The organism is Paenibacillus sp. P4_A9 (assembly GCF_056402415.1).
Window position 1 is genome coordinate 1 of the sequence record NZ_JBFUHL010000047.1, and the last position, 14,811, is coordinate 14,811.

Annotated in this window: 7 protein-coding genes; 1 reads left to right on the forward strand and 6 read right to left on the reverse strand. The window is 43.0% G+C overall.

Translation table 11 applies throughout. From position 1 onward, the window contains the following. The 6 genes from AC1DVJ_RS23110 to AC1DVJ_RS23135 all read right to left on the reverse strand — a co-directional run. Window positions 1–776 (reverse strand): ATP-binding cassette domain-containing protein (locus AC1DVJ_RS23110; RefSeq protein ID WP_477593718.1); only part of this gene is annotated, 776 nt, incomplete at its 3' end. Further along, window positions 769–1,824, reverse strand: coding sequence for an ABC transporter ATP-binding protein (locus AC1DVJ_RS23115; protein WP_477593720.1), 1,056 nt, complete (start codon window positions 1,822–1,824; stop codon window positions 769–771). The genes AC1DVJ_RS23110 and AC1DVJ_RS23115, both read right to left, overlap by 8 nt. Before the next feature lie 23 nt (window positions 1,825–1,847). Next, window positions 1,848–2,993 carry an ABC transporter permease gene (locus AC1DVJ_RS23120; protein WP_477593722.1) on the reverse strand — a complete coding sequence of 382 codons (1,146 nt, stop codon included), beginning with the start codon at window positions 2,991–2,993 and terminating at the stop codon, window positions 1,848–1,850. Window positions 2,994–2,996: 3 nt separating this feature from the next. After that, on the reverse strand, window positions 2,997–4,043 hold the full coding sequence (locus AC1DVJ_RS23125) for an ABC transporter permease (RefSeq protein WP_477593724.1): 1,047 nt from the start codon (window positions 4,041–4,043) through the stop codon (window positions 2,997–2,999). Between the two features lie 48 nt (window positions 4,044–4,091). Then, window positions 4,092–6,056, reverse strand: coding sequence for an ABC transporter substrate-binding protein (locus AC1DVJ_RS23130; protein ID WP_477593726.1), 1,965 nt, complete (start codon window positions 6,054–6,056; stop codon window positions 4,092–4,094). Between the two features lie 653 nt (window positions 6,057–6,709). Beyond that, window positions 6,710–13,297, reverse strand: a complete 6,588-nt coding sequence (locus tag AC1DVJ_RS23135) for an S-layer homology domain-containing protein (RefSeq protein WP_477593728.1) — start codon at window positions 13,295–13,297, stop codon at window positions 6,710–6,712. 301 nt (window positions 13,298–13,598) lie between these two features. On the opposite strand from AC1DVJ_RS23135, the gene AC1DVJ_RS23140 reads away from it, so the two are divergent. Continuing rightward, window positions 13,599–14,768 carry a HupE/UreJ family protein gene (locus tag AC1DVJ_RS23140; protein WP_477593730.1) on the forward strand — a complete coding sequence of 390 codons (1,170 nt, stop codon included), beginning with the start codon at window positions 13,599–13,601 and terminating at the stop codon, window positions 14,766–14,768. Window positions 14,769–14,811: the final 43 nt, after the last annotated feature.

The following is a 14,811-nucleotide window of genomic DNA, read 5'->3' on the forward strand; positions in this document are numbered from 1 at the left end:
TCTGTGTAAGGATGCTTAGGTGTCTGAAATAGGGAATCCACAGGTGCTAACTCTACGATTTTCCCCAAGTGCATAACCGCTACACGGTCAGAAATATTTTGAACGATCGATAAATCATGCGAGATGAAAATATACGTAATCTGAAGCTGCTTCTGCAGGTCTTTCAACAAATTAATAATTTGCGCTTTAATCGAAACATCCAAGGCTGACACCGCTTCATCGCAGACGATGAGTCGAGGCCGGGAAATAAGAGCCCGCGCAATCGCGATACGCTGTCTTTGCCCTCCGGAGAAAGCATGCGGATACCGTTTGAGATAACTGACGTTCAATCCAGTTTTTTCTGCAATATTAGTAACCTTCTCATCCAGTTCCGCTTTCGTCAGCTTGAAGTTAGCAAGCAACGGCTCGGAAATAATGTCATAGACACTCATTCTCGGACTCAGTGAGGAATAAGGATCCTGAAAGATCATCTGAATATCTTTTCTGAATTTCTTGAATTCCTTCCCTCGAAGTCCTAGAAAATCAACTTGATCTTCGCCTTCCGTATTGTACATCACTTGCCCTGATGTAGCGTCCATTCCTCTCACGATACAGCGGCCTAGCGTCGTTTTCCCACAACCCGATTCACCGACAATACTTAATGTTTCTCCTTCCATTAGCTCGAATGAAACGTCGTTCAAAACACGAATGGAGTTAGGCTTACTAAACAACTTATTCTTGGTTTTTACTTCAAAATTCTTGATGAGATTGTTAACTTTCAAAATAGGTTTAGACATCCTTATTCACCTCACCGTCTTCGTTGTATAGGAAGCATCTAACCATATGATGATCGGAAATCCGTGTTTTCGGAACGGCTTGTGTATTGCATACCCCTTCAATTCGATCCGGACACCGATCATAGAAACCACACATTGGGGGCAAATTGACCGCCATCGGAACCGTACCTTCAATTGATTCCAAACGCTGATGGCGATCTCCACCTAATTTAGGCATCGATCTGAGCAAGCCTTTTGTATAGGGATGTTTCGGATTATTGAAAATTTCCCCTACCGTCGATTGCTCAACGATTTTCCCTAAATACATAACTGCTACTTCGTCACACATCTCGGCAATGATGCCAAGATCGTGCGTGACTAACAAAATGGCCATACCAAACTCTTTCTGGAGTCCCTTCATCAGTTCCATCACTTGGGCTTGAATCGTTACATCCAGCGCTGTGGTGGGCTCATCGGCGATTAGCAATTCCGGATTGCAGGATAAAGCCATGGAGATCATCGCCCGCTGACGCATCCCGCCGGAAAACTCGTGCGGATATTGGTCAAACCGTTTCTCTTGATCTGAAATGCCCACTTTACTTAGCATTTCAAGGGCAATTTTCTTCGCTTCTTTTTTATCTTTGGTCCGGTGGATGAGAATAGATTCCATGATCTGATTCCCAATGGTGTACATCGGTGAAAATGCCGTCATCGGCTCTTGAAAAATCATAGCAATTTTTCTGCCGCGAATGGAGCGAATCTGTTTACTGCGAGTATTGAGCGATAGCAAATCTAGCTGGTTTAACTCCTTCTCCGAGGTGGAGTGATAAACAATCTTGCCTGAAGTTTCGCATTCTTTCGGATTAATGCTGATAATCGCTCTGCTGGTTAAGCTTTTTCCACAGCCAGACTCGCCAACAAGGCCAAGTGTCTTACCTTTTTTTATCTCAAAATCAACACCATCTACCGCCTTCATTTCCCCATTATCCATTTGAATACGGATCTTCAGATCTTGAACGGACAACAGAGGTGGTTCGGATAGTGAATCGATAACAGCTTTCGATGTCATGACATTCCCCGCCTTACTTTAGTTTATTTCTTGTATGGATCGGCTGCATCACGCAAACCGTCGCCTAGAAAGTTAAAAGTTAATACGGTAACAATGACAAACCCTAATGGGATTAATTTCCATGGATATAAAGCAATATTCTCAATCTGCTGTGCTTCCTGAAGGAGTACACCCCAACTTGTCGCAGGCGACCTTATGCCAAGTCCTAGAAAGCTCATGGCTGTCTCCCCCAAGATCATCCCCGGGATGGCTAAAGTCGTCGCCACAACCAAATAACTGATAAATCCAGGCAAAAGATGCTTTATGATAATTTTAGCGTCGCTAACCCCTGCTATTTTAGCTGCTAATACATATTCTTCATTTTTTAGCGAAATGAACTTTCCTCTCGCAACCCTGGCTAAATCCGTCCAGCCAATGAAGGCAAAGATGATGACGATATACAGATACATGGTGACTACGGGAACGCGAGCCGGTATAGCCGCTGATAAGGCCATCCATAGAGGAAGCGTAGGAAATGAGCGAATAATTTCAATGAACCGCTGAATAACCGAATCGATCCATCCACCGAAATACCCGGATACTCCCCCGATAAACAAACCCAAGACAAAGCTTATGGACACGCCAATGAGCGGGATGCTTAATGAAATTTGACTCCCCAGAACAATACGCGATAATAAATCTCTACCCATGCCGTCTGTACCAAAAAGAAAGATACGACCTGGTTCATCTACACCAAAAAGGTGGGTTTTCGTTGGAATCAAGCCCAGAAACTTGTAGCTTTCACCTTTTACAAAAAAACGTAACGGATGACGAACATTCTCGTCCTGCACAAACATTTTCCGCAGTGTAACTGGATCTCTACCCGATTTCAGGTCATTAACAAACGGTCGCAGATGAAAATGGCCCTCCGCGTCCTTGAAGCTCACTTTCGTAGGCGGCGCATTGACATATTTACTGTCATAGCTTTGCAAGCCATACGGCGCAATAAACTGAGCAAAGAGAGCCGTAATGTAGAATACAGCTAGAATGATTAAACTAACACGAGCTAATTTATGTTTTTTCAATCTGCGATACATAAGACGCCACTGTGAGCTGTAATATACATCGTTGTTTTTGGGACGCTTGAATGGGGTCGATAGTTGTTTTCCAATTGATATCATTGATTTCATAGGTCACACACCTCTGAATGCAGTGCGAATTTTTGGATCTAGCCAAGCTAACAAAATGTCCGAAATCAATGTCCCCACAACCGTTAATACGGCCATAAACAACAACCACGTTCCTGCCAAATACATATCTTGGGCTAATAAGGCGTTATACATGACTGGACCTTGAATTGGTAAGTTTAGAACAATTGCCGTAATCGTCGAACCCGTGAAAATAGAAGTTAGCGACCAACCAATCGTACTTACAACTGGATTTAGCGCAGCGCGCGTTGGATATTTGAGTAGGATTTTTGTTTCGGATAAGCCTTTGGATCTTGCTGTCACCACGTTCGGCTTATTCAATTCGTCCAGCATTTGCCCCCTCATGACTCGAATGAGCTCTGCTGTGTTTGCCAAACCAATGACAATGACAGGAATAATCATATGTTTCAGCAAGTCAAGCACCTTGCCCATCGACCATGCAGCAGAGGCGTAATCGCTAGAGAATAGACCTAACATAGGATCACCTAGATACACATAGGACAAATACATTAATATGATCGCCATTAAAAAGTGCGGTGTAGCCATGCCCAGAAAACCGAATGCTGAGAAAATATAATCTCCAATGGAATACTGCCTTACCGCACAGTAAATCCCAATAGGAATTGCCACCCCGTATGTAAACACCATCGTCGCCAGAGAGACGATCAGCGTTAATGTCATATATTGGGAAATAACACCCATAACAGGCTTGTTATAGCTAAATGAATACCCGAAGTCAAAATGGAGAAATATGTTTTTCATCCATTCCAGATATTGAATAAACCATGGTTGATCCAGCTTTAAGGTTGCTCTCATTTCAGCAATATCTGCTTGTGTCATGACCTCGCCTGCCGCAGACATCTTCGCCGAGTAAGATGAAACATAGTCCCCTGGCGGCAGCTGAATGATATAGAAGACAATAACGGATATAAAAAATACGACAGGTATGACCAAAATGATTCTTCGTAAAATATATTGGAGCATCTCAATCCTATCCTTTCCGGTCAATTCGATGATCCGATTGAACTTCATAATGGGGAAATACCTTTTGGATTTCCCCATTATTTAGTTACATACTACCTATGGTTTGATAAAGAATTGAGAAGGGTGTCCATGACCTAAGCTACGGAATTCGTCAGCATACACTAAATTCTTAGGCACGTTGCCAATCTTGTTTGATGCCACAACCAGCTTTGGTGTTGGGCCAGCATAACCAATCAACCATTGATTCTTTTGATTGAGTTTAATGATTTCATTACTCCACTTCGTGATTTCTTCTTTACTTGCAGATGATTTCACTTTATTCCAGTAATCCATAACTAACGCCATATCACCTTCAGGTTTAACCCCGTCTTTGCCATTCGATGATGTATACAGGCCATAATTTCCAAGCCATGGTGTCAATACTCGAAGTGGCACAAGGGTATCAGGTCTAAAAGCAACATTGACGAGTGAAATATTTTCTGTCGTTACTTGAATCTTGTTCGCGTATTTAAGATCATTATGCGTTCCGATATCCACAACCTTCACATCTACCTTAAGGCCAACTTTCTCAAAATATTTTTTAACTAATTCCAAGAAAGTTGCCGAACCTGTACTCGGCTCAGTAATCGTGATGGTTAAATCAGAACCGTCAGCGTTCAAACGGAAGTTGTTCTTATCACGTTTCGTCAGACCGATTTCATCCAGAAGTTGATTGGCACGGTTTTGATCAAATTTACTCCACTGATCTGCCCATCCTTTTTGGTATCCTACCAAGCCTTCAGGGACTGATGCTTGTTGTGGAGCGCCTAAACCGTTCGTAACAATCTCAGAAATTTCTTTGCGGTCGACCGCAACGGAAACTGCTTCTCTGAATCGAATGTCTTGGAAAAGCTTACGAAGATTGGGATCAACAATGGTTTGATTAAATTGGAGACCCGCACTTGACCAAATTGGTGTCGTCCAATTCGATACTGTGTACCCTGCTTTTTTCTCATTTTCTTTCAATACAGTGAAATCTTTAAAATCAAAATCAAGAAGATTATAGTCACCTGCTAATGTGCCCAGCACCCTCTGTGCTGGATCTTGAACTTTTGTAGCAACGATACGATCCATATAAGGCAGCTGATTTCCTTCGCTATCCACTTTCCAATAGTAAGGATTGCGTTCCATAATAAATTGATTACTATTCGGATCGTTCTTAGCTACCCAAGCTCTTAGAGTTGGGATCTGTGGGTTAATCCAGTAGTAATAGCCCGTTGCTACCAAGAAAGATTTCACATCGGCATAGCCCCATTGTTTTGCAATTTCAAGCGTTTTAGCTTCACCTACAAACTCAGGTAAGATCGTTTTTTGGAAATGTGCTGGTGCAAAGAACCATTTGTTATCGATGGCAACACGCTCCAAAAAAAGTACGTTAGGATACTTATGGGTAACTTTAAAGGTATAATCATCAACTTTGGTCACTTGTGCTAGAGCCTTTTCTCCGGATACAGGGTCGATGGAGTAATAAGCATCATAAATCTTTTTACCGAAAGTCTCTTTCGTGAGCATATGCTCCCAATAGAAAAGGACATCATCGGCTGTAAAAGGCTGACCATCTGACCACTTCATACCTTGTCTCAAATGGATAGTGAATTCAGTAGAGTCTTTGTTAACTTCATAGCTTTTGGCAACGTTAGGCTCAACCGTACTTCCATCCTTGTTAAAACGGAAAAGTGCTTCCTCCGTTGGTTGACCAACAGCCCAGCGATCATTAGGTCCACCCCAAGGCATTTTCCAGTCGCCACCGTATTTCCCTATCTCATCCGTTACCTTTTCAATCATAACCTCTTCCTTGGCAGGGATCCGTTCATTCACTGGCTTAAGCGATCCTGAACTTACAAGCTTAGTTAACATAGGGGCTTCTTTGAATCCATTTATCTTTGTAGCTGCTGATGCATTGGGACTCGTTGTTTCCTTAACTGATGAACTTGCTTGTGGATTACTATCCTTCTCACAAGCCGTAAAAACAACCGCTAATATCAACATCATCATCGCAAAAAATAATCTGTTTTTTTTCAAGCCAATCCCCTCCATAGTTGTGAAGTTGTATACGGGTACTCCCATGTTCAATAGTGCTTAACTGGAATTTGGTTCCCTTCACCTCCAAGGTATAATTCACTTTAAAGCGGTTTAATTTAAAAAATTAGCCAAAGTGCTTGATTCTTATTAAACCGCTTTAATAAGAATTTGTACGAATACGTGAATCTTGTTAAACCGCTTTAATAAGAACGTAAGCGCATCATGATTTAAATGAGATCACCCCGTTTTACTTATAATCCTGATAGGTAATCTTGATTTATCATGTTTATTAAATCGGTTTAACGATGCATTTTGAAAGCGCTTGCTTTTTTTATTATTTGTATCTTACCTCGGTTTTGAAATTATTGCAACCGTTTTTTTTGGGAGAAAATGGAGATCCACCCCCTCAATTTTCCGATCAATTTCGACACACCGTATTATTTCAGATTTAAATTGAATACGGAGCCCGTCTCCCCTGATCTCGTTGAACACGAATAGGGAAACATGTACAAGACATCCTCTCAAATCGACATATATGATCAGCTTATGCCCACTGCGTTTGAGTGGTCCCCACGCTCAATCCGCCGAAAAAAACCCCACCTCTGTCAACTGAGGTGGGGTTTCCTTGTAAAATATTCTGCAATTATTCTGGCTTAATCCGTAAATTTGAGTTCTCGAAGGGAACGAAGCAAAATCACTGCAGCTTCAGCACGTGTCGCTGAAGTAGAAGGAGCAAACGAATCATCACTGACTCCATTCATGATTTTCTTCTCAACCAGGCTGGCAACTTGAGCAGAAGCCCATGCTGGAATGGCTGACAGATCCTTAAAGTTCGCTAAAGCTTTGTCACTGGTAGGTGCGTTGGACTTCTCCTGTTGAACAATATCAAGCGCGCGAGAAATCATAACCGCCATTTCCGCTCGGGAAATATTTTGATTGGGCGCGAACCGGTTGTTTTCCACACCGTTTACAAGACCAAACTTCGCTGCTGTGCCAACATAGCCAGCATACCAAGCTATGGCATCGACGTCTTGGAAAGATGTGCCTTTGACATCCACATTAAGCCCAAGACTGCGCACAAGTAATGCCGCGAATTCAGCTCTTGTAATTTGGCGGTTAGGTTCAAAACTTGTATCCGTCATGCCTTTCACAATGAGCTTAGAAGCCATGTGCTCGATGTCCAGTTTTGCCCAATGTCCTGCAAGATCTGCGAACTCTTTATGATAATCAAGCACAGTATACATGCTGTTACCAGGACGCTTAATCTCTAAGGCAGGCTTCCCGTTAACTGTCGTTACAACAGCCGGAACAGGGATAAACTCGCCTAGATTTGGATCGTAAATAACCGCTGTACTTTTTGCAGGATCAAATGCGTTGGGCATGTAAAGCACCCGAGTTACATAAGTCGTTCCGAAATCGTTAACCTCGGTTTCGGTGCCATTCATAACAACGGCAACACGAAATTCTGTTACTACATCTGAAGCTAGGGTAGCACCTAACTCGCGTGCTTTTTGATTAATAGAATTCTTCAGCGCTTCGTCGACTGGTTCGATTGTAACTTGAACCGAATAATCGCTGACTTGAGCCAAACCAGATTGGTTTAGAGGAAGAAGGTGAAGAGGCAATTCATAGCTTGCTAGCGGCGTTTCAATAATAATAAGTGCGTCATGTCCAGCTGCGAGTAGCGCCTCAGCCGGAAGATTGACCTTTACGGTTCCCTCGAATTGAGTTGTCACCACGACAGCATGCTCCGTATTAGATGTCGCAGATGTCGCGAATGCCGCTTTTAATTTATCCACATTAACACTTACTGAGTTGATTACCTTACCTGAGCCCGTTGTTTCTTGCTTCTCTGTTATGGCGTCTTTCCCTAATATAATCCCACGGTCAGTAATAATATCAGGTGCAGTTGTTGGACCAGATGGCATTATTGGAGCAGTTGAAATTCCTGGGCCAGGCTCTACTTTTGAAAGCTCTTTCGTATCTCGAACACGGATTCGAACGCCTTCTGAGTTCTTACCTGTAAGGCCGACTGCCTTTAAGGTATCACCCACTTTAAGCGCAGGAACTGCTCCGCTTTGATTCACAATATAACCATCTGTAAACACGAGAATATTCCCGGAACCATCATTGATGATGTAAGAATTGTCATCGTACTTAGATACAACCTGTCCTGTTACCTGTACCAATTTACCTTGATTTTGATCTAACAAAGCATTGCCTGTTGTCAGCTGGATTGGCGCCAATGACGTGCCGCTGCTTACTTTGTTGACATCTTTCTTAAAGTTATCAAATTCTAGCTCCAGATTATTCTCAAACTCTTTGATATGGCCATGTACACGAACCTTATCTCCAAGTTGGAGCGATCCGTCTTCTACTTCCTTGAAGGCCATGATACCGCCAGTTGCATCCTGTACATAGAAAGCATCAAAGAACACGCCAGCCGCAGTAGTCACTGTTCCTTCAACAACTACGTTCGTTAATTCTGGTAGCTCCCTTGCTAATGCGATATCCGTTATAACAGGTTCACGATGCGTTAACCACTCGATGGCATTTTCAGCAAATTCATTGTTGCCTTTATCGTTATAGGTTTCATCCATCTGCTTATCGTTGAAGATGTTCATCCCCGAAACAATAAGGCGTCCGTTGCCAATCTGTTCGGAAGCAATCGCCGGAATCGCAGAACCGCCAGAGGTATCGCTTACAGTATCATAAGCATGTGCGCCATTCTTCAAATTGTATTGATAAGAAGTTTCATTCGCCCAAACTAATACGCGTACAGTGTTGGAATCCGCTAACGCCTGATGATTCAAGCCTTCTAAGCTGGATCCGCTGTAATATTCAATCGAATTCACACGATCGTTCATGACATTTTGTCCGCTTAAAGGCTGAGGATGAAGACGAACCGACCATTTTGAAGTCAATGGCGTAGCCCAGAAATTTCCTGCCGCACTATCATCGTAAATACCATCGTCATTGACTTGAATCGCAGACCCTAACTGCTGGAGCAAAGTATTGCTGGCTGCAGGGTTACCGCTGTTATTACTTTTGGACAGCAGGAATAACGAACCGCCGTTTGCCATAAACGATTTAATAGCCTCAATCTCGGCAGTTGTATAGGCTGTCTTTGGATAACTAATAATAAGTGCTTTAACACCACTTAAGGCCTCGGTCGTCACACCTGTTGTATTCTCACGAATGGTGTAACCTTCAAACAAAAGCTGTTTCGCGAAAGATTTATAGTTATCTTTGTATGTGCCTGAATCTGTTGACGTATTCTCATTTTGATGCGATGCCTCAATAAGAATAGTGATCCCGAGTGGAGCTTTGACGGTAAACCTTTTTTCATATTGATTGTCGGCAGCATTATCTCCTGCAGGAGCATTGACCACAGCCAATAATTTATGATCACCAGCTACAGGACTTGCCCAGTTCATACTTACCGTCGATACTGACTTAGATGTTAAGGATGTAAGGGGTGCCGCTCCAATTAAGTGACCTGCGTCTACAGAGTCATAATAGAAGCTGACGCTCAAATTGCTCAGGTCCTGCGTCCCCATATTGCTTACTGCTGCATTTAATGTTGCTGCCGTACCTGCTACAAGGACACCGCCAGTAACATTCAGGTCCGTAATCTTTACATCTGTTTCTACTTCTTTGGACCAAATAGGAGAGGAATACATTTGTTCTCCATCTGCTTGCGTTACGCGAACAACAAACCACTGCTGACCGCMTGTAACCGTTACTTCCGGATTCCACGTAAAATTCTTTGTATTCGGTGCCATGCTTGCAATAACTTTATTCCCGTTTGAGATCAGCTCTACTTTAGCTACACGGTCATCAGAAACATAGGAAGCAGGCAAGAAATTGTAATCTGCCGCACTCGGTGATTCTGCAACAGCGTCATTTCCTTTGATGTCAAAAGTTAGTGTATTGCTGTTGGTTACTGTGGAGCCCATGTAATAGCCATTCGCCAAGACATCAAGCGTAAAGTTAGGGTCTTCTGCCATGTAAACCCGTCTATTGTGCATCGCATGCAGCAAGGACTCCTGGCTAAGATCAGGTGCCACGATAACGGTACGCTTCATGGTTTGACCCCATGTTGCGTCGTGGTTATCTTCACCGAATGTCGGCGCAACATGCCATCCAAGATCAAGTGCTCTAAAGTAAGTTTTCTCCGCATTCGCGTAAGAATAATGACCTGAGCCATTCCCTACTTCAAACATGGTAAACAGTTGATCTACGTCTTTCTTATATGGCATGAAGTTATTAAACGAGTTCGCATCCATTTCGGGATGGTTAAACTGCGCAACAATATCATCATAGGTTAGCACCCAAGCGTAATATTGATCCAGGTTTTGATATTTGCCGCCATCCTGCTTACGGTCAATAAAGTTTTCTGCGCCAAAAACATTGGAATGTCCCCAAGTTGTTGAAGTCATTTCGAATGCCGGAAATGTGACAAACTCTCCATTTTGAGTATATTGGTTTGCCAAATCCTTCGTCATCTGCCATTCGGAGCCGCCTGTACGTTCAGGCATACCGGCATGATTGACAGTATCCGTCCCTATTTTTTCAGGATCGATATCATGCGTATGGTCGGAGAACGCAAACCAATCATAATTATATTTCTTAGCTTCTTTCAAAGCTTGTTCAGGAGCCCCAGCGCCATCATGGGAGATGTTCGTATGGTTGTGCGTTGTTCCTCGATAGTGGTTACCGCCTGTAAAAGCTTCTAAGACTTCAAAATCCCACTCATAGATTGATTCATTAGTTTTGCTGTCTTGAGCAACAACTTTAACTGTGTGTTTGCCCATTGCCAGATCTTCTGAAAGAGGCAAAACGATCTTTGTTTGTGTAATAGAAGCTTGATTGGTTACAGTTGCAGAATCAAAAGTAACTTGTACAGAGCTTAAATTAACTCCGCTTAGATCATACATACTTAAAGAGATATCCGGACGCTTGTTCTCTGTCTTGGAACCTTCCGCTGGCATCGCGTTGGAGAAAGCAGGACCTGCTGTATCCGTTGATACTGTCACGCTGTGCGGAGCAGCAGCCGTTCCAGAATTAGCAAACTGGTTGCTCGTATTGGAAGCTTCAATGTAATATTCAAGACCACTTACTGGTATATTTGCACCAGCGATTACGACGGAGTAATTATTCCCCTCTATCACGGTCATCGGCAGCTCCGTGTAAGTGGTACCACCGGTTGCGCGGTAGAACAGTTTAACGGAAGTAGCTCCCGCTGCCTTAGTTGTAAACGGTAAATCTGTATTTAGATAAGCGAATGTAAGTGCTTCGTGAGAGATAGTTACCGGTACAAACTCAGTAATATCAGTGATAGATCTAGGGAATACTTGGTAGCCTTCTGTATAAGGTGATGTTGTGTCGTACTGGCCAACAATTCCCGTAATGAAATAGGATTTATCGTTCTGAAGCTTTTCAGAAACATTGATACCTGTGTTACCGATTACGCGCACTGTAATGCTCTTGTTGTTTTCATCCATTAACGTAACATTCGAATGAGGATTTGAAGGATTTTGTGTCGTGGATGCAGTAACTTTCCCTTTCAAAGTCACTAATTTGCCATCCAACGGTTCAGCAGTCGCTGAGCTCGTCAGTGCAGCAATTGTCGTTTCTACAGGTAAAGGAATGACACCAACTTCGATTTTACTGATCGACGTCACTTCAAACTCAGCTAGACCGCGATACTCTATTAATTTCCCTGAAATTCGAAGCTTATCGCCGGCTTGGAAGCTTGGGTTTAAGTCTACCGTTTTGTTAAAGACGTTAATACCCGCTGTTGCATCCTGAACGTAGAAATTCACAAATTCCGTACCCACAATTTTGTTGGCAACAGTTGCTGTACCCTCAATGGTAAAGGTTTGGTTCAAATGTGTTACAGAACCATTGATATCTACTTCACGCAGCGTGCTGATCGGAGAAATGACAATTTCAGTCGTCTTATCCTCTTTAACAGGAAGACTTTCATACATGCGCCCGTTTGAAGTATGTTTGAGTTGCGTCATGTACACAGCATCAGGAGCGTTATTTATGATAAAGCTGAATGAACCGGTTGAGTCTGACGTCGCGTAGGTTGCGTTACTTACGTTGCTCAAACGATTTACATCCGATATGGTCTCACTGTTGTAGAAATAGACAGGGGCGCTCGCCAGTGCCGCACCGGTTGAACCGGTCACCGTTCCCTTACCATTTTCATCTACGTAGAAAGTGACCTTGGAGGTATCCACGCTTGCCGTTGGGACTGCAACGTCAACGCGAGTGGTCGAACTTTCTCCTTTACCTGAGGTTTGAGAAGTCAGATAAACGGGGTTTGTGTTCGAACTGTTATCGAAACTCAAAACGAAAGAGCCGTCCGCACCTGCCGTTGCTGTTGCAACTGCTGAAACTCCTCCATCCGGGGAATCCGTGGTATAAGCATAAACCACCGATTGCACCGTAGCAGCCCCGGCCATACCAGTGATCGTTCCGTTATTGGCAAATAAGATAGAACCGCCTATCGGTGCCGCTGCTTTCGCTGGACCTGCTGTTGGTTCCACCGGTGATGCAGAGTTTCTCGGGGATACCGTTCCTTTAATAAAGTCGCTGATGTTGTTGTTTGTATCCCATCCGTTCCCGTTACCTGGCGTTGTGGTAGTGCCATCAATCCCTAATCGTGTAGCGCTGGTCGTGTTTGTAAGCGCTGGTGTTGCGCCCGATCCCTCAAAGGTGTTAGGTGCACCATAGCCGACGAAATCAACGATATTTGCATCTGTTGCCGTTACTGCCGCTACATTGGTATTGACGAGTGCGACTTTACCTTCTGTCCCAGACATAGCAATCGTATCATTTGATGCATCTGGAGCAGGTAAATCAACGGTTCCTCCAGTCCCATTAGCCGCTTTAATCAAGTAATAACCATGGGATTTAATACTACCTGATAATGAGACATAATATTTAGTATCCGTAACTGTAAAACTTCCTGTTTTACCTGCATATTGAACCGTCCACCCCGTCAAATCCACAGCTGCATTGGTAGGATTGTAAAGCTCAACAAAGTCACTTTTGTACGTGGCTCCGCTATTACCTCCACCACCATACACTTGACTGATAACAACATGGTCCGCGACTGATGCCTCTGCACGCTGAACAAACACTGAGGGCATAATGACTGATGCAAGCATCGTCGTCGCTATGAGTGTGCTGAGCACTCTCTTTAGTTGCCTTTTTCTTTTAAACACGCTGATCGCTCCACTCCCTAAAAATAAAATAGTAACCATGTCTTTAGCCAATGTAAAAGAGAACATATAGACACAGATCAATATAAAATATACTATAATCTATGTAAATAAACAGTTAAATTTTTTTACCATCTTGTTTTTTAAAATTTCCCAATAAAAATTTATTGAAATTACAAAGTTAACTTCGTTATAATTCAATCTAGCTATCATCTTTCGTCCAACGAGGAGGCTCTTTTTCTTGCAAAATCTTTTATTTACTAGACTAGTCCGAAATAATTTTCTAACTTTAATCGTTATTAGCATGTTACTTTTAACAAATAGCTACTTTAGCCAAACTGCGTATGCGCATGCTTATAGCGTTGGTCATACAGATCTAAAGATCGCTAAGGACAAGACAATATTAACCTATTCCATAGATGCCCTGACGATTATTGAAAAAATCCCATCTGCTGATGCCAACAAGGATCAACTGCTCAGTGAGGATGAGCTTAAATCGAATGAACCTAAAATTGAAGAGCTTGTAGAAGATGCAATTTCCCTGGAAGTCAACCAGCAGGAGCAGCCTGGTGAAGTCAGCCGCATCATTCTAGACAAGAAAAAGGACACCACCTTTGTCACGTTAAGCTTCGAATATCCTGGCTTTCATGCCGGCCAAACGATTACTTTTAGTGACGGAATTTATCAGTCAGGCGCCCCAACTGGTACGAATTACGTAGATTTCTTGATCGCCGAATTTGACGGTCAAATCAGCCAAAAAGCCCTTGAGGGCAGCAATCGCACGTGGACCATGCTGTTAACTGAAAATCAGGAGACGCAGCAGCAAGATACAACGATCTCTGACGAAAGCAGTGGAAATTCTCCAAACACTCAAGTTAATGCCGGCTCTACTGGCAATACCAATGGCGGAAGCAGCACTCACGATGCGGCTTCGGGTTGGTATTCCTTTTTCAAGCTTGGGATGACGCATATATTATTTGGTACCGACCATCTACTTTTCTTGTTCGCGCTTCTTCTTCGGAAGCAAAAGTTCAAGGAATATGCACTCATCATCACGGCGTTCACCCTTGCGCATAGTATCACCTTGTCCTTGGCTGCCCTAGATGTCGTTCAACTTCCTTCTAGGCTGGTTGAATCCGTGATTGCATTCAGCATTTGCTATGTGGCTATTGAAAATATTTTCCGTAAACAAATCAAGTATCGCTGGTCGCTTACTTTTTTCTTTGGCTTAATTCATGGACTCGGGTTTGCCAGCGTGCTTCAGGAAATTGAACTGCCTAAACAAAATTTGGCCATATCTCTCATTAGTTTTAATCTGGGCATTGAAGCTTTGCAATTGTTGATTCTTGCAGCCGTGGTTCCTCTACTTACCATGCTTCAAAAGCTAAAGCCTTATCGTACAGCCATCAATATTGCATCGGGACTTATCTTTGCCATGGGCACGATCTGGCTTTGCGAGAGACTCTTTTTATAAAATAAATGTGTCTAGGGGATTTCTTCGGTTGGATCAAGAAAAA

Bases quoted from the DNA above. Each gene is read 5' to 3' on its own strand.
- AC1DVJ_RS23140 (WP_477593730.1), top strand. From the start codon at position 13,599: ATGTTACTTTTAACAAATAGCTACTTTAGCCAAACTGCGTATGCGCAT.
- AC1DVJ_RS23125 (WP_477593724.1), bottom strand. From the start codon at position 4,043: ATGAAGTTCAATCGGATCATCGAATTGACCGGAAAGGATAGGATTGAG.
- AC1DVJ_RS23120 (WP_477593722.1), bottom strand. From the start codon at position 2,993: ATGAAATCAATGATATCAATTGGAAAACAACTATCGACCCCATTCAAG.
- AC1DVJ_RS23115 (WP_477593720.1), bottom strand. From the start codon at position 1,824: ATGACATCGAAAGCTGTTATCGATTCACTATCCGAACCACCTCTGTTG.